This window comes from Streptomyces sp. NPDC001568 (assembly GCF_042893755.1).
Taxonomy (GTDB): Bacteria; Actinomycetota; Actinomycetes; order Streptomycetales; family Streptomycetaceae; genus Streptomyces.
On the sequence record NZ_JBIAVF010000004.1, the window covers coordinates 346,329 to 361,894 of the forward strand.

The 15,566-nt window shown below is 74.7% G+C and carries 15 protein-coding genes; 5 read left to right on the plus strand and 10 right to left on the minus strand.

Annotated features, from left to right (window positions below; all coding sequences use genetic code 11):
• The first annotated feature begins 18 nt into the window (after positions 1–18).
• Positions 19–222 (plus strand): cold-shock protein, encoded by a 204-nt coding sequence (locus ACFY0I_RS09660; protein ID WP_383996267.1) that lies wholly within the window; start codon positions 19–21, stop codon positions 220–222.
• 96 nt (positions 223–318) lie between these two features.
• Here ACFY0I_RS09660 and ACFY0I_RS09665 read toward each other — a convergent pair whose 3' ends face one another.
• The 5 genes from ACFY0I_RS09665 to ACFY0I_RS09685 form a co-directional block, all read right to left on the minus strand.
• Positions 319–930 (minus strand): TetR/AcrR family transcriptional regulator, encoded by a 612-nt coding sequence (locus ACFY0I_RS09665; RefSeq protein ID WP_388892535.1) that lies wholly within the window; start codon positions 928–930, stop codon positions 319–321.
• Positions 927–1,280 carry a DUF1304 domain-containing protein gene (locus tag ACFY0I_RS09670; RefSeq protein WP_388892537.1) on the minus strand — a complete coding sequence of 118 codons (354 nt, stop codon included), beginning with the start codon at positions 1,278–1,280 and terminating at the stop codon, positions 927–929. The genes ACFY0I_RS09665 and ACFY0I_RS09670 overlap by 4 nt, the downstream gene beginning before the upstream one ends.
• A gap of 115 nt (positions 1,281–1,395) precedes the next feature.
• Positions 1,396–1,599, minus strand: a complete 204-nt coding sequence (locus ACFY0I_RS09675) for a ferredoxin (protein ID WP_388892539.1) — start codon at positions 1,597–1,599, stop codon at positions 1,396–1,398.
• Between the two features lie 5 nt (positions 1,600–1,604).
• Positions 1,605–2,804 (minus strand): cytochrome P450, encoded by a 1,200-nt coding sequence (locus ACFY0I_RS09680; RefSeq protein ID WP_388892541.1) that lies wholly within the window; start codon positions 2,802–2,804, stop codon positions 1,605–1,607.
• A gap of 167 nt (positions 2,805–2,971) precedes the next feature.
• Entirely contained in the window at positions 2,972–3,310 is a 339-nt protein-coding gene (locus tag ACFY0I_RS09685) for a thioredoxin family protein (RefSeq protein WP_388892543.1), read from the minus strand.
• Positions 3,311–3,413: 103 nt separating this feature from the next.
• Here ACFY0I_RS09685 and ACFY0I_RS09690 point away from each other — a divergent pair, with 103 nt between their 5' ends.
• Together ACFY0I_RS09690 and ACFY0I_RS09695 are read left to right on the plus strand one after the other, a co-directional pair.
• Complete coding sequence (locus tag ACFY0I_RS09690) at positions 3,414–3,683, plus strand: hypothetical protein (protein ID WP_388892545.1); 270 nt, start codon at positions 3,414–3,416, stop codon at positions 3,681–3,683.
• Between the two features lie 113 nt (positions 3,684–3,796).
• Entirely contained in the window at positions 3,797–4,414 is a 618-nt protein-coding gene (locus tag ACFY0I_RS09695; protein WP_388892547.1) for a hypothetical protein, read from the plus strand.
• A 161-nt stretch (positions 4,415–4,575) separates the two neighbouring features.
• Here ACFY0I_RS09695 and ACFY0I_RS09700 read toward each other — a convergent pair whose 3' ends face one another.
• Entirely contained in the window at positions 4,576–4,953 is a 378-nt protein-coding gene (locus tag ACFY0I_RS09700; RefSeq protein ID WP_388892549.1) for a hypothetical protein, read from the minus strand.
• 211 nt (positions 4,954–5,164) lie between these two features.
• On the opposite strand from ACFY0I_RS09700, the gene ACFY0I_RS09705 reads away from it, so the two are divergent.
• Entirely contained in the window at positions 5,165–5,521 is a 357-nt protein-coding gene (locus ACFY0I_RS09705; RefSeq protein WP_388892551.1) for a YciI family protein, read from the plus strand.
• Positions 5,522–5,589: 68 nt separating this feature from the next.
• Positions 5,590–6,810 carry an RNA polymerase sigma factor gene (locus ACFY0I_RS09710; protein ID WP_388892553.1) on the plus strand — a complete coding sequence of 407 codons (1,221 nt, stop codon included), beginning with the start codon at positions 5,590–5,592 and terminating at the stop codon, positions 6,808–6,810.
• A 90-nt stretch (positions 6,811–6,900) separates the two neighbouring features.
• Here the strand turns inward: ACFY0I_RS09710 and ACFY0I_RS09715 are convergent, their stop codons facing one another.
• The 4 genes from ACFY0I_RS09715 to ACFY0I_RS09730 all read right to left on the minus strand — a co-directional run bounded on the left by ACFY0I_RS09715 (position 6,901) and on the right by ACFY0I_RS09730 (position 15,516).
• Positions 6,901–8,358 carry a condensation domain-containing protein gene (locus tag ACFY0I_RS09715; RefSeq protein WP_388892555.1) on the minus strand — a complete coding sequence of 486 codons (1,458 nt, stop codon included), beginning with the start codon at positions 8,356–8,358 and terminating at the stop codon, positions 6,901–6,903.
• Positions 8,359–8,522: 164 nt separating this feature from the next.
• Complete coding sequence (locus ACFY0I_RS09720; protein WP_388892557.1) at positions 8,523–9,524, minus strand: ABC transporter ATP-binding protein; 1,002 nt, start codon at positions 9,522–9,524, stop codon at positions 8,523–8,525.
• Complete coding sequence (locus ACFY0I_RS09725) at positions 9,521–12,271, minus strand: hypothetical protein (protein WP_388892559.1); 2,751 nt, start codon at positions 12,269–12,271, stop codon at positions 9,521–9,523. The genes ACFY0I_RS09720 and ACFY0I_RS09725 overlap by 4 nt, the downstream gene beginning before the upstream one ends.
• Positions 12,268–15,516 (minus strand): FtsX-like permease family protein, encoded by a 3,249-nt coding sequence (locus ACFY0I_RS09730; protein ID WP_388892560.1) that lies wholly within the window; start codon positions 15,514–15,516, stop codon positions 12,268–12,270. Before ACFY0I_RS09730 ends, ACFY0I_RS09725 begins: the two co-directional genes overlap by 4 nt.
• Positions 15,517–15,566 lie beyond the last annotated feature (50 nt).

Below are 15,566 nucleotides of genomic sequence, written 5' to 3' on the forward strand. Positions count from 1 at the left end.
TGAGAAGGATCAGTACCCATGGCAACTGGCACCGTGAAGTGGTTCAACTCGGAGAAGGGGTTCGGTTTCATCCAGCAGGACGACGGCGGCCCCGACGTGTTCGTGCACTTCTCCGCGATCCAGACGACCGGCTTCAAGGAGCTGGCCGAGGGCGCGAAGGTCGAGTACGACGTCACGCAGGGCCCCAAGGGACCCCAGGCCGAGCAAGTGGTGACGCTGTAGCGCCGCTTCGCGAGACCAGCCCGTGACGAGGAGCCCCCGCCGGTGAACGGCGGGGGCTCCCGCACGTGCGGGGCGCCCGCCCCGATGTCGTCGGGCTCAGGCGGTCGGCGGCAGGGCCCGGTGGAGGGCCAGCAGCAGGGCCCAGATCCGGTCGGCGAGTACGCCCGGGTCGGTGTCCGGAAGCAGCCCGTGCAGCCAGTCCGCGAGGATGCCGGTGAAGGTGCCCGCCACCGCCGAAGCGACGAGTTCCGCGTGCGGCGCCCCGACGGCCGACCGCTCGGCCCGCGCGCGCTCGGCCAGCTCCCGGTGCAGGCGCTCGCCGAGCGGGCCGCCACCGCCCTGCAGGAGCAGGCTCCGGTACAGGGCCGCGTGACCGGCGACCGATGCGAGGTACTCCGCCAGCGCGGCCGGCGGGCGGAGCGGGGCGAGCGAGCCCGGGCCGGTCTGCCAGGCGTGCAGGGCGTCGACCGCCGCGTGCACCACCTCCGCGCAGGCGTCCACGGCGAGTGCGGTGAGGTCCTCGTAGTGCAGGTAGAAGGTGGCGCGACCGACGCCGGCCCGGCGCACCACCGCGGAGACGCCCACCTCGGCCGGCTCGCGGCCCGACGCGCACTCGGCGAGCAGGCTCTCGCGCAGTCGCGCCTTGGTCCGCGCGGTTCGAGGGTCCTCGGCGCGGGCCCGCTCGGGACCGGGGTCCGGCGGGTTCACGCGGCCGCCAGCGCGGCGCCCAGGGCGAGCGCGCCGGGCAGGGCCTGGGCGAGCAGGATCCGGCGGTTGGCGGTGGCGGCCCCGTACACCCCGGCGACGATCACGCAGATCAGGAAGAAGACCTGGGTCGCCAGGGAATCGATGACGAGACCCCAGACCAGTCCGGCGGCGAGGAAGCCGTTGTAGAGCCCCTGGTTGGCGGCGAGCGGGGCGGTCAGTCGGGCGGTGTCCGCGTCGAACCCGGACAGTGCGCGTCCCGGCGGCCGCTGCCACAGGAACATCTCCAGGACCAGGAAGTACGCGTGCAGGGCGGCGACGACGCCGATGAGAACCTGAGCGACCGTGTGCACGGCCACCTCCACTTCGTCCCGGACGGCCCCCGGCGTCCCCGACGGCCTCGATTTCCTGGACAACTGTACAGGAAATCGAGGTGTCGGATCGTCCGCCCACCCGGCCCCGGCGGCGCTACCCCTCCCGCGCCGGCAGGACGGAGATCGCCGCGACCGGGCAGGCCCGCGCGGCTTCCCGTACGAGCGGGCTGCCGTGGCCGTCCTCCCGGCCGGCCAGCACCTCCCCGAAGCCGTCGTCGTCCTGGGTGAACACCTCGGGCGCGGTCAGCGCGCACTGCCCGGCGCCGACGCAGACGTCGTGGTCGACGGAGATCCGCACGCCGCTCACCAGGCCACGGGGAGTTCGACCATGCCCTGGATCGTGTCCCCGGGCTTGAACGGGATCCGGTCCGGATCGTCCGCCAGGCGCAGCCCGGGCAGCCGCTCGAACAGGACCCCGAGGGCGATCTCCATCTCGGCGCGGGCCAGGTTCTGCCCGAGGCACTGGTGGATGCCGAAGCCGAACGCCAGGTGGTGCCGGGTCGGCCGGTGCCAGTCGAGGGCATCGGGCGCCTCGAAGACCGACCCGTCGCGATTGATGACGGAGGTGGCGAAGACCACCCCGTCGTCCGGGCGGATGGTCACGCCGCCCACCTCGATCTCCTCGGTCGCCACCCGCAGCATGCCGTCCGCGATCGACAGGAACCGCATCAGCTCCTCCACCGCCTCCGACATCAGGGACGGGTCGGCGCGCAGCTCGGCCAGCTGCTCGGGGTGGCGCAGCAGGGTGAAGGTGCCGAGCGAGATCATGTTCGCCGTCGTCTCGTGTCCCGCGACCAGCAGGATCACCGCCAGGGCGACCAGTTCCTCGACGTCGGTCCCCCCGGTCTCCAGGCGCGTCGCGATCAGCTCGTCCAGCAGGCCGTCGCCGGGATCGGCGCGCTTGCGCCGGATCAGCGCCTCCAGATAGGAGTCGAGTCGCTGCCGGGCGTCCTCGACGTCGGCCGGTTCCGGGCCGCGCAGCAGCCGCCGCGACTGCCCCTCGAAGAACTCGTGGTCCTCGTACGGCACGCCCAGCAGGGCGCAGATGACCGTGGACGGCACCGGCAGGGCGAAGGCGGAGACGAGTTCGGCTCCCGGCCCGCGGGCCACCATGGCGTCGATCAGCCGATCCACGGTCTCCCGGATGCGGGGGCGCAGAGCCGCGGTCCTCTTCAGGCTGAAGCTGGGGATCAGCATCCGGCGCTGCGCGTTGTGCTCGGGGTCGTCGACCCCGAGGAGGGCGGTGCGGCGGTTCCGCAGGCCCTTGAACCGGGGGGTGGGAGTGGGGAAGGCGGCGTTGGTGCGGTCGGTGGACAGCCGTCCGTCGGAGAGCAGGGCGCGGGCCTCGGCGTGGCCGGTGACCACCCACACGGAGCGTCCGTCGAACAGGGTCACCCGGGACAGCGGCCGCGCCCCGCGCAGGGGCTCGTACGCGGTGGGCGGGTGATAGGGGCAGGTCCGGTCCTGGGGGAACGCGATGGCTTCGGACACGGCTTCGGACATGAGAACAACACCTCGCAAGCGATGGTTCCGTAGCGCCGGACTCCATTACATGCCTGAGGCACCTATCCCACCTATGCCACTTTCGGCCAGACTGCCCGGGTTCACCCGTGGGGAGGCACGCGCACCCCCACCGGGCGGACGGGCCGCGGGAAGGAGACTTCGCCGACCTACAGGTGGGCGTCCAGGAAGGCGCGGAACGCCTCGCGGTCCAGCGGTCCGGCGTGCGAGGCCACCGCCTCGCCCGCCTCGACGAGCACCACGGTCGGGGCGCCGGTCACGCCGAAGCGCCGGGTGGGCCCGGGACAGCGGGTGATGTCGGTGCGGACGGCCGTCAGTCGCGTTCCGTACTCCTCGGCCAACTCCGCGACGAGGACGTCCATCGTCCGGCAGGCCTCGACGACCTTGGGCCAGGTGCCGGTGAAGTAGGCGAGGACCGGGCCCTGTGTCATGCCGACGATGAAGTCGAATTCCTGGTCCTCCAGTGGCCGGTGTACCCGACGGGCCATGGGTGGTGCTCCTCAGTTCGCGTTGCGGTGATCGACAGCGTAGGCGGTCCGGCCCGCGCCGGGCCCGGACCCCGTTGTCAGTGGGGCCTGTGAAGCTGGGCCCATGGACGACAGGATGCTGCGGCGCCGGGTCTACGGCGCCGACCACGACGATCCCGATCCGGGCCCGCGCCCCGGTCACGCGTACGGCGAGCTCGTGGGCGGCCCCCTCGACGGTCTCCTCCTCGACGTCACCGGCTGGAGCGCTCCGCAGCTCGCCGAGGAGGCCCGGCTGCCCACCGAGATAGGGCGCTACGGAGCGGGCGGCCGCACCCACTACCGTCGCCGCGCGGGCGACCCCTCGCGCTGGGACTGGACGGGGGACAGCCCATGACGGGGGACGGCCCCTGAGGGCGGGCGGCCGGTTCGGGTGCCGGAGCAGGGGATTCGGCCGGGGGGCGGGTCTCGGAGATCATGGAGATCCGTCATGTGGGGAAGGAAGTGCCAGTGGGTCACCTGGTGATGAGTACCGGCAACATGCGCAGCGCGATGAGGCTGCTCACCGCCGTCGAGCGCACGCCCGAGCAGGAGCGTTGCCTCGGTTACGTCCGCGCGGAGTGCGCGCGCAAGGACGAGAGGCTGCAGAGCCGGGGGATAGAGCTGGAAGTGTCCGTGGCGCGGGCGCTGGAGCAACTGCTCGACGGAGAGGTCAGCGGGCAGGAGGGGCCGGAGTGGACCTACGCCCTGCACGCCCTGATCGCCGCGCACTTCTCGGACACCCACGACCTCGGCGACTGGGCGCGCCAGTCGTGGTTCTCGACGGTCGACGAGGAGCTTTCGGCGGCCGGTGTCCCCTCCCACCTGAGCATCTCCGAGATCGTCCTGTCCGGACCGCCGGTGAGCGTGCCCTTCCCCGGTGACACCACCCCGTGGATGGGTACCTTCCCGACCGCGGCCGCCGCCGCGTTCGTCGCGGCCCACGAGGCCGTGCTCGACCTGGTGGAACCGGAAGTCCGGGAGACCGCCGAGTACTTCGTCAAGGCCATGCGCTTCGAGGCCGAGGAGTGGGAAGCGGCCGAGGAGGGCGATCGCGTCAACGACACCCTCTTCTTCTGGTGTTCCTGACCCGCCACGGGCCCACCTGACGTCGCCCCCGCGCTCAGGGCGCGGCCGAGCCCCCGGTCCGCCGACGAGCGACCGGGGGCTCTGTGCGACTCTTCCGCCGTCCCCGCCCGATCGGATGCGGTGCGGGGGGCGGACGCGGGCGGAAGGCGGGCGGCGTCGGTTCAGCCGGCTGTCGCCGTACGGCTCACCTTGCGCGCCCACAGCACCAGCGGGACCTGGAGCGGGAGCCTTCCGATGGCCGCGGCGAGGTGGGCGGGGGAGCTCCGGCGGGCGTCGACGGCCATCTTCACGTTCCCGGGGAGGACGCCCACGAAGAACGCCGCCGTGGCCATCGCCGCCACCCGGCGGGTCCGGGGGTGCGCGACGCCGACGGCGAGCGCGAGTTCCACCACGCCACTCGCGTACGTCCACCCGCGCGGGGTTCCGGGCAGCGATGCGGGGACCATCGCGTCGAACGGCTTCGGCGCGACCGCGTGCAGCACCGAGGAACCGGCCAGGAGACCGGCGAGCAGCATCGGCGAGGAGGGGGTGCGGGGCATCGGGAATCCTCTCGGAATGGCCAGGGGCCGCGATCCTACTCGTCGGTAGGGCCGGTGGGCAGGGCCCGCGGCATGGGTCCGCAGCGCGTCGGCCGGCCGCTCCGGAAAATTCCCCGAAGAATTTCCTCCGGAGCTGTCGATCCGGGCGGCCCCCGTTCGACGCACAGGTGAGAGCGGGGAAAGCCCCCGCCCTCCCGACCGAGGAGTCACCATGCCGCGCTTCCTGACGATGATCCGCATCAACGAGCAGGCCCTTCCGCCGGAGGAGTTCCCCGCCGACTTCCAGGAGCGCATGGGCGCCCTGCTGGAAGAGATCACCAAGGCGGGCGTCATGCTCGACACCGCCGGCCTGCTCCCCACCTCCGAGGGCACCCGGGTCAGCTGGTCCGACGGGAAGATCAGCTACACCGACGGCCCCTTCACCGAGACCAAGGAGGTCGTCGGCGGCTACTCCCTCTGCCAGTGCAAGGACAAGGCCGAGGCCGTCGAGTGGACCCGGCGCTTCCTGGAGATCCACCCCGCGCACTGGAACGTGAGCGCCGAAGTCCGGCAGATCGACGAAATGTGATCCCTGCGGCCCCGCGCCGCGTTTGCCCTGCCTCGTCACGGCTGCTCTGATGGGTGGCCGTGACGGCAGTGAGTACGACCCGAGCGGTCGAAGCGGTGTTCAGGATCGAGTCCGCACGGATCATCGCCGGTGTCGCGCGCATCGTGCGCGACGTCGGCATCGCCGAGGAACTGGCGCAGGACGCCCTGGTCGCCGCACTCGAACAGTGGCCGGTCGCCGGCATCCCCGACCGGCCCGGGGCCTGGCTCATGGCCACCGCGAAACACCGCGCGATCGACCTCGTCCGCCGCAAGGAGACCTACGCCCGCAAGCTCGCCGAGGTCGGCCGAACCCTGGAAGATGCGCCGGCCCCGGAGGAGCCCGCCGACCCGCAGGACATCGACGACGACCTGCTCCGCCTGGTCTTCACCGCCTGCCACCCGGTCCTCGCCACGGACGCCCGCATCGCGCTCACCCTGCGCCTCGTGGGCGGTCTGACCACCCAGGAGATCGCCCGCGCCCACCTGTCCTCCGAACCGACCGTCGCCCAGCGCATCGTGCGCGCCAAACGGACCCTCGCCAAGGCCGCCGTGCCCTTCGAGGTGCCGTACGGCGCCGACCGCGAACAGCGCCTCGCCTCGGTCCTGGAGGTCATCTACCTCATCTTCAACGAGGGCTACTCGGCCACCGCCGGGGACGACCTCGTACGCCCCGCCCTGTGCGAGGACGCCCTGCGCCTCGCCCGGGTGCTCACCGGGCTGATGCCGGGCGAACCCGAGGTGCACGGCCTCTGCGCCCTCCTGGAGTTCCAGGCCTCCCGCATCGCCACCCGGACCGGCCCCGACGGCGAACCGGTCCTGCTCGCCGATCAGAACCGGGCCCGCTGGAACCGGCTCCTGATCCGGCGCGGCGTCGACGCCCTGCACCGGGCGGGCAGCGGCCCGTACTCCCTCCAGGCCGCCATCGCCGGCTGCCACGCCGCGGCCGTCCGCTACGAGGACACCGACTGGGCGGCCATCGCCGCGCTCTACGGGCGCCTCGTCCTCCTGATCCCCTCACCGGTGATCGAGCTGAACCGGGCCGTCGCCGTGTCCATGGCCGAGGGACCCGGGGCCGCCCTGCCCCTCGTCGACGCCCTCACCGAGGAGCCCGCGCTGCGCACCTACCACCTGCTGCCGAGCGTACGGGGCGACCTGCTGGAGCGGCTCGGACGCGGGCCGGAAGCCCGCGCCGAGTTCCTGAGGGCGGCGTCCCTGACGCGCAACGCACGCGAACGGGACCTGCTGCGCCGCCGCGCCGACGCCCTCTGAGGCCGGGCGCCGCGCCGACGCCCTCTGAGGCCGGGCGCCGCGCCGACGCCCTTGTCCCGCCGACGCCCCCGGTCCCGCCGCCGATCCGTGTCAGACCCTGACGCGGCCCGGTTCCGGCCGGCGGGGCGCCGTGAGGGCCACGGGCCGACCGAAGCCACCGGAGCGGGCGACCGTCTGCACCGTCCGGCGCAGCGCCTCCTGGAAGTCGCCCATCGTGCGTCGCGCGGCCGGGGTGTCCACGTACAGCGAGTTCATGTGCAGCCCGTCCGTGTCCCGCTGGAACCACGAGCAGGCGCCGTTGGCGCGGGCCGACCACACGTGCGTGGTGGGCCGCCACTCGTCGTGGCGTTCGGCGCCCCGACACCTGCGCATGTCGATGTACGAGAAGAAGTTGACCGGGTACGGCCACGCCCGGGCGGCGAACTCCCGCGGCGCCAGCAGCTCCCAGGCCCTGACGAACGGCACGTCGATGTGCCCGATCATCTCACCGAACCCGGCCCGGACCGAGGCCATGACCTGCCCGAAGTCCAGCCCGGGCGAGGCGTCGAACTCGATCGGCATGGTGTTCACGAACCAGCCCACCGAATCGCTCCACGCCTCGCGCCCGCGCTCGCTGACGGGCATGAACCCCCGGTAGACGCCCGGCCCGCCGGCCTCGCGCAGACATACGCCGACGGAGCCGAGCACCCCCATGAACGGCTTCGCGCCCGCCTCCAGGCAGACCTTCTCGAAGACCTCGGCCTCGGCCGCGTCGAGCAACGAGGAAGCCTCGTTGACGATCGGGTACATGCGGTCGGGCTCCACGCCCAGGTCGAGGGGGAAGCGGGGGAAGAACTCCCCGTTGCGCTCGATGAAGGACTTCCAGTAGCCGAGCCGTTCGTCCCCCGCGTCGATGGACAGGTAGCGGCGGCGCTGCTCCTCGGCGAAGTCGAGGTAGCTGGGCGCCGGCGGCAGCACGGCCGGCACGCCGTCGCGCAGGGCCTCGTAGGCGGTCAGCACCTCGTTGACGACGATCGGCATCGACATGCCGTCGCACACGATGTGGTCGAAGGCGAGGTAGACCGTCGACGACTCGGGACGCAGCACGGCGCCCATGGTGAACAGCGGCCACGACAGGGTGTCGATGCTCCGCTTGAACCGCTCGACGAGGAAGTCCCTCACCAGGACCGCGTCGTCGAAGGTGGCGATGTGCTCGGCCTCCAGGGCGAGTTCCTCGGGCGCGATCGGCTCGCACGCCAGCTCGCCCGCGAGTCGTCGGAACTCGCACCGCAGTACCTCGTGCCGCTGGACGAAGCCCAACAGGGCCTGCGCCAGGAGCGGTTCGTCGAGAACTCCGTCGATCTCGAAGGTCACGGCGACCCACGACGCGACCGGGTCGTCGGCCGCACGGCTCGCCTCGGCGACGGTGAAGTGCTTGTCCTGGTTGAAGGAGGCCCTCCTGCCCGGGGTGTCGCTCCGGTCCCCGGCCGGCGCCGCAGTGGAGCGCAACCGCCACTCGACCACTCGCCCCGGCGCCACGTCGTGCATCTCCAGAGGAAACTGCCGCATTCCGTCATCCCTTCGCCCCCGAGTCAACCCCGTGCGCCTAACGACACCCGGACCGAGGAAGTGACGCACGCGCCGTCGCCGCAGGTGGGCGGGGGCGGACAACGGCGGGAAGGGGCGCTCCGGGAGCGCGGTGGCGACCGGACGGGGCCGTCGAGCCGCCGGCCCTATCGCGGCCCGGAGCCGGAGCCGGAGGCGGCTCCGGGGTCCGTCGTCTCCTGCGCGTCGTGCCGGCGGACCTCGATGTGGTCGGGGGCCAGGTCCACCGCCACCCGGTCCTCCATGCCCAGCGCCTCCAGGAACTTGGGCGGCAGCTGGACCCGACCGCTGCGGTCGAGCATGACGTACTCGCGTTCGCTGATCGACTCCGCGCCGTGCTCGTCGGTGACCGTGCGGCGCAGGACCTCGCTGCTGGTGCGGCCGTCCCTGATGGCCACCGTACGGCGGACCTCGCCCGCAACCATCGGGTCGTGTGTCACGATGACCACGGTCGCGCCCAGCTCCCGGTTGACCGAGCGGAACGCCTCGAAGACGGTGGCGCCGGTCTCGGAGTCCAGCTCGCCGGTCGGTTCGTCGGCCAGGAGCACCGCCGGGTCGTTGGCCATGGCCACCGCGATCGCGACGCGCTGCTGCTGCCCGCCGGACAATTCGGCCGGTCGGCGGTCGCCGAGACCGCCGATCTTCAAGGCCTCCAGCAGCATCCCCACCCGCTGGGCGCGCTGGGTCGCCGCCTTGCGTCCGCCGCCCTTCAACTGCATCGGCAACGCGATGTTCTGAGCAGCTGTCAGGAACGGCAGGAGGTTGCGCGAGGTCTGCTGCCAGACGAATCCCACCGCCTCGCGGCGGTAGCGCAACCGGTCGCGGGCCGACATCTCCAGCAGGTCGTAGCCGCCGACGGCCGCCTTCCCGGCCGTCGGGACGTCCAGCCCCGCCAGAATGTTCAACAGCGTGGACTTGCCGCTCCCGGAGGCGCCGACGAGGGCCACCAGATCACCCCGGGAAACCGTCAACTCCAGCCCCTGGAGCGCCTGCACCTCCACCCCGTCCGCGCTGAAGATGCGTACGAGACGGTCGCAGACGATGGCGGTGCCGGCGTCCCGGGCGCGCGGTTCGGCGGCGGCCAGCGCCTGCCGGCGCAGCTCCTCGTACGTGGGCGCTTCGCTGTTCAACGTTGGTCTCCCGCTCTCAACTCGGTGATGATCTGGCGCCGGCCGGACACCGCCGCCTCGGCGAGCACGGCCAGCGCCGCCAGCAGCGCCATGCCCAGGGCGGGGACGAGGACCGGCGCGGCGGTCAGCCGCAGCCCGGTCGGCACGGCCGCGCCGACCAGCGCCGACAGGTCCACGGACACGCCCAGCACGCGGACGGCGACGGCCGCGGTCAGGATCCCGCCGACCGCGGCCGCCAGCACCTGGGGCAGCGCCTCCGTCAGGACCAGGGCGATGCCCTGCCGGGGCCTCAACCCCATGGTGCGCAACCGGGCCAGCAGCGCTCCTCGTTCGGGGGCGGCCCGGACCAGCCCGAGCAGGACGGCCAGCAGCGCGAAGCCGGCGGCGCCCGCGAGGGAGGCCAGGAACAGCCGCCCGGCGGCGTGCTGGAGGGGGCTGGAGTCCAGCCGCGCGGAGACCTCGGCGCTCGTGTGGACGAGGTAGCGGTCGGCCGAGCCGGGCGCGCTCGTACGGAGCAGTTCGCGCACCCGGTCCGTGTCGGCCCGGCCGACGGCGAACCAGTGGGTGGCGTTCGCGGCCTGCGGCGCCCGCGCGGTGACGGGGCCGGCCGGCAGCACGATCGTGGCCGCCGCGACGCCCGGCCGCGCCGGGGTGCCGTCGACCACGGCCACCGGCTTCACCCGGAGGTCCCTGCCGTCGCGCAGTCGCACCCGGTGGCCGCCCTCGGGCGCCCGCCCGGACAGGTCACCGCTGACCAGGGCGGGAACCGGCGCGCTCGCCTCGACGGCGCCGCCGAGGAGCGCGGCGTCGAACCCGCCGCGGCCCACCGTACGGGCGAGTTCGGCGTAGGCCTCCGGCTCGGCGACGACCACCGTGACCGGCGTGGCGACACCGCCGGCGTCGACGACGGCGGCCTCCCCGTCGATCCACACGCCCAGGGAGGTCCGTACGCCGGGCAGCGCGCCCGCGGCCCGGGCGAACTCCGGCGGCACCGACTGCCCCGCAGGGGCGACCACCTGGACGTCGCCGCCCGCCTCGGCCCGCGCCACCCGGGCTCGGGCCGCGTCCACACCGGTCAGCACGGCCGCCCCGAACCCGCCCGTGGTGACGGCCAACAACAGCGCGATCAGGGGCAGTACGGAGGGCCGGGCGCGGCCCGCGGGTCCGCGGGCGGCCCGGGCCAGACCGAGGAAGCCGACCACCCCGGCCCGCCGGGCCCCGGCCACGGCCAGCGCCCGCACCACCAGGGGTTGGACCCTGGCCAGCAGCAGCGCCCCGGACAGGGCGATCAGCAGCGGGGCGGCGACCAGCAGCGGGTCGAGGCCCGCACCGGCCGGGGCGACGCCGCGCCGGCGGGCCTCCGCGACGGCCGCGACCGTCGCGGCGACGACGAGCAGCTCGGCGACCAGCCGGCGGCGCGGAGCCGGCTCCCGGGGGGCGGACAGCAGCGCGAAGGCCCGTACGGGGAAGGCCAGCAGCGCCACGAGGGTGACGGCCAGGGCGGCGCACAGGGCGGCGCCCAGCCGTGGGGTCGGCAACAGCGCCAGGGCCGGGGCGGCCCCGAGGGCGGAGGCGGGCAGGACGGTCAGGGCGCCCTCGGCGAGGAGGCGGCGGACGATGCCCGCGCGCGAACCGCCACGGGCCCGCAGCAGCAGGAGCTCCGCCCGGCGCCGGTCACCGCCGAGCCCGGCGGCCAGGCCGAACACCACCAGTGCCACGCCCGCCACCCCGGCCGGTCCGATCGCCGCGAGGGGGGCGGCGGCCTGCTGTTGGGTCCGGAACTCGCCGAACAGACGGGGGAGGTCGGAGGTGATCCGCAGATCGACGCGGCCGCTCTCGTGGGACAGCGCGGTGGAGGTGGGGCCGGCGACGTAGGCGGAGATCTCGCGCGTGACGTCGGGCAGCCGGTCGGCGCGCAGGGGGGTCGTGTCCACGGGAAGTCGCCAGAAGTCCGCGGAGCCGCCGCCCCAGGGGGCGAGCCGGTCGAGTGCGTCCGGGCCGACCAGGGCGGAGGCGAGCCAGCCGCCGTTGTTCGGGTAGCAGGCCCGGGTCGCGCAGTTGAGGTCGGTCCAGAACGCGTCGGAGGGGTCGTCGACGGTGTAGAGGCCGACGACCTCGGCGGTGATCGGCGCGGAGAGCGTGTCCGCCGGCTTCAGGACGGTGCCGACCTCGGCCTTGAGCGTGTCGGCGGCGCTCTTGGACAGGGCGACGGGTACCGGCCCCTCGGCGCGGCCCCCCGGCCAGCGGCCCTCCACGAGCCGGGCGTGCGCGCCGGCCTGAGGGAGGAACAACAAGTTGATCTGGGGCGGCAGTTCGTCGAGTACGGCGAGTTCCTTGTTGGCGAGGGCGCGGGGCTTGACGCCCTGGGCCCCGTACACCGGCCCGGAGCCGGCGATCCGGAAGGCACCGCCCGTGCGGGCGCGCAGGATGCCCAGCGAGGCCTCCAGGTCCTGCTGGGACGCCATCGCCGGGCGGGACTTGGCGGACGCGTACAGGCTGGTGGGACCCGGTCCGGCGGCGTGCAGGAACTCGCGCAGGGCCTGGTCGGCGCCCCGGTCCAGGGCGCGCGGCAGGGCGGTGGCCAGCAGCACGGACACGAACACCAGTACGGCCGTGAGCAGCGCGGCGGCGGGGGCGGCCCGCAGCCTGGTCCACACCCAGGTGGTCTCCCGGCGCCGGCGTGCGGCGGTCGTGGCGGGGCCCGGTTCGGGTCGCTCGTCCCGGCGGCCGGGGAACGGGCTGGTCACATCTCCTCCACGTGGCGCAGCCGGGCGGCCACTCCTCGATCGCGCCGGCCGCCGAGCACGGCCGACAGCAGGGGCACGACGGCGATGGTGGCGGTCAGCGCCAGCATCCGCAGCTCCGGCAGGTCCACCAGCACGTGCGGGACGGGCCGGGCCGCACTCGGGGTCAGGACCATCAGCGGCACCGTCGTGTGCACGATGAACGCGCCGAGGCCCAGGCCCACGGCCGTACCGATGCCGACCAGGACGCAGCCCTCGGCCGCGGCGGCCCCGGACAGGGCCCGCCGGGGCGCCCCGAGGGCCAGCAGGATCGCGGACTCCCGGGCGCGGCGGCGTGCGGCGGCGGTCGCGGCGGCGGCGAAACCGATCGCGGCCAGCACCGCGCAGGCCACGGCGAGTGCGGCGAGGGCCGTCCGCGGCCCGGCGCTGAGCGGGTCGTCGAGGAGTTCGGCGGCGACGTCCTCGCGCAGCAGGACCTGCTGCGACCCGGCGGACGCGCGCAGTTCGGCGGCGGCCCGGGCCGGGGCGGGATCGTCGGCGGAGGCGGCGGGCAGCCACCACTCGTCGGGGGCGGGCAGCGCGTGCCCGTCCATGGTGGCGAGCAGTCGGCCGGCGGTGGCGAGGTCGACGGCGATCGCCCGGTCGCCCGCCACGGGCAGCGAGGCGACGGTCCCGGTGATCCGGACGGGGAGGACGTCCATGCCCAGCCGGACCCGGATCACGTCGCCGGGCTCGGCCCCCACGCTGCGCAGGTAGCCGACCGTGGCGAGGCCGGGCAGCTCCGCGGCGGCGCTGCGGGCCGGGGTCAGGGTGAGGGTGAGTCCGCCGGTCGCGGACCCGCCCTGGTAGCGCAGGCCCATCAGGGCCCCGGTCGACTCCTCGGCCGGCGTCGACCGGCCCGCGGGCACGCCGTCGCCCAGCATCGGGGTCGCCAGGTCCCAGGCGGGCGCGGGCGTCGTGACGGGGACCGCGGGGCCACCGGCGGAGTCGGTCACCGCCACCCGGCGCAGCGTCACCTCCCCGGCGACCGGCCGGCCCGCGCCCGACGGGGCGAAGTAGCCGGGTTCGGTTCCGTAGGCCAGTGTGAACCCGGCGATCGTCAGGGGCGGGGCGACGGAACCGAACGGGGCGCCGGCCAGGGCCGCGACGTCCACGGAGACGGTGCCGTCGCCCTCGGTCAGGGCCACCGCCGGCGCCCGGTGGGTCAGGCCGAACCGGTCGCGCAGCAGTACGCCCAACCGGGGGTCGCCGCCGTTCCCGCGGGTCCGAAGCGATACGTCGAGGTCGATCCGCCGGGGCGCTCCCGGCAGTTCCATCCCGGCGCCGCCTTCCGGGGGTACCGAGAGCGGCCCGAAGAGTGCCCGCATGGGCCGTCCGTCGCGCAGGTCGGCGCGCAGCGGCACCGTCCGGGCGACGGCGGCGGAGTCCAGCGCGAGGAGTTCGCCGACGCCGGTGTCCGGCAGCGCGTGCTGCGCCCGGAGCACCGGGGTGCTCCGTTCGCCACCGGGCAGGGCCGCGTACCGGCCGCCCTGGCCCAGGGGCGCCAGGTCGCCGCCGGTGATCCGCAGCCCGCCGGCGGTGGTGAAGTCGGCCTGGTCGCGCTGCGAGTCGGACCAGGCGGAGTGCTGGCCCAGCGCGAGGACCCCGCTGGACACGGCGAGGACCAGCAGCAGGACGGGCCCGGTGGCCGCCGCGGGACGGCGTGCGAGCTGCCAGCCGACGAGGGCCCGGCCCAGCCCCCGACCCCGGGCCGCGAGCCACCCGCCCAGCAGCGCGGCGAACGGCAGCACGCGCAGGACGAGGAGGGTGCCCGCGCACAGGGCGAGGGTGGGGGCGGCGACCAGGAGCGGGTCCACGCCGAGCCCCCCGGCGTCCCCGCCCCCGGTGGACCCGGCGCCGCCGTACCGGTCGAGTTGCCGGTAGGCGAGGAAGGCGAGCGCGACCACCGCCAGGTCGAGTCCGGAGCGGGCGGCCGCCGAGACGCGGCCGCGACGGCCCCCGACGCGGGCGAGGACGCCGGCGGCCGAGCCGCGCAGCACGGAGGGCAACGCGGTCAACAGGACGCACAGCAGTGCGCACCCGGCCGCGACCGGCCACAGCACCCAGCCGCCTCCGGTCTGCGTCGGTGTCCCGGCCGGCGGGCCGTGAGCGGCGGCGACGCGCAGCAGCGGTGGGGTGAGCAGCGGCGCCAGGGCGGCGGCGGGCAGGGCGAGCAGCAGCGCCTCGGTGGCCGTGAGCATCCCCAGGCGCCGACGGGAGGCACCGCGCGCGGTGAGCAGGACCCGTTCGGGTTCCTGGCGTTCCGTCAGCAGCCGGGCGACCAGGAGCAGGGTCGCCGCCGCGAGTACGGCCAACTGGAGCGCGCCGACGGCCAGGGTGGAGCGGGCCACCTGCCGAGCGGTGTCGAGCCCCCGCAGGTACTCCGGTAGTTCGGTGCTCGGCGTCAGCCCGGACACCCTCGCGCCGGGGGCCGGAGCGCGCTCGCGGACCCCTTCGACCTGCGCGGCGCTCGCGTTCGAGAAGTCGGCGGTCAGCAGTGTCGCGCGGCTGTTCTGCACCAGGGCGCCGGCCGTGAAGGCGGAGTCGTGGACGAGCATCGGGCCGTAGGTGGCGAAGGCGGCGACCTGGAGTTCGCGGCCCCCGAGCGGGTCGAGCCGCCAGTAGGGGGCGTCGCGGTCGGTGGCCCGGTAGACCCCGGTGACCAGCACCGTCAGCGGGGCGCCGCCGTAGCGGTCGTCGAGACGGACCTCGGCGGGCAGGGCCGCCGCGTCGAGCCGCAGCCGGCTCAGCGCCGCCTGCGGCACGGCCACCGGTATCCCCTCGGGCCGCCCGGCCACGGCTTCGGGCCACCGGCCCGCGAGGAGACGTACGCGCCGCTGGTCGAGCGCGGCGAGAACGGTCAGGTCGGCGTCCCCGCCGGCCGCGCCCGGTCCACCGGGCAGCCCGTACGAACGGCTGCGTGCCACGCTCTCGACCTCGAACGGCAGCGGCCCGAACAGAGCGGCGCCGAAGGCGCGCGTGTTCTCGTCGTCCCCGGCGCGGGTGTCCAGGCCGTGTTCGGCGGAGAGGAGGACGGAGGTCCTGGCTTGTCCCGGGCCGGTCAGCGCCTGTCGCATCGCCGCGTCGCCCACGTTCCGGGTGAAGGCGAGCAGCGCCGTCAGCGTGGTCGTGGTGATCAGTGCGGTGAGCAACGCGGCGGCCGCGAGCGGCAGTCGCCCGCGCATCCGGCGCACGACAAAGCCGATCATGTGCCTTCCTTCCCCCCATCCGGACCAGTGGCACCGGATAGCGGACGATG

Excerpts from the sequence above, each read along its gene's own strand:
- ACFY0I_RS09660 (WP_383996267.1), top strand. The coding sequence starts at position 19 with ATGGCAACTGGCACCGTGAAGTGGTTCAACTCGGAGAAGGGGTTCGGT.
- ACFY0I_RS09680 (WP_388892541.1), bottom strand. The coding sequence starts at position 2,804 with ATGTCCGAAGCCGTGTCCGAAGCCATCGCGTTCCCCCAGGACCGGACC.
- ACFY0I_RS09685 (WP_388892543.1), bottom strand. The coding sequence starts at position 3,310 with ATGGCCCGTCGGGTACACCGGCCACTGGAGGACCAGGAATTCGACTTC.
- ACFY0I_RS09690 (WP_388892545.1), top strand. The coding sequence starts at position 3,414 with ATGGACGACAGGATGCTGCGGCGCCGGGTCTACGGCGCCGACCACGAC.
- ACFY0I_RS09700 (WP_388892549.1), bottom strand. The coding sequence starts at position 4,953 with ATGCCCCGCACCCCCTCCTCGCCGATGCTGCTCGCCGGTCTCCTGGCC.
- ACFY0I_RS09705 (WP_388892551.1), top strand. The coding sequence starts at position 5,165 with ATGCCGCGCTTCCTGACGATGATCCGCATCAACGAGCAGGCCCTTCCG.
- ACFY0I_RS09715 (WP_388892555.1), bottom strand. The coding sequence starts at position 8,358 with ATGCGGCAGTTTCCTCTGGAGATGCACGACGTGGCGCCGGGGCGAGTG.
- ACFY0I_RS09730 (WP_388892560.1), bottom strand. The coding sequence starts at position 15,516 with ATGATCGGCTTTGTCGTGCGCCGGATGCGCGGGCGACTGCCGCTCGCG.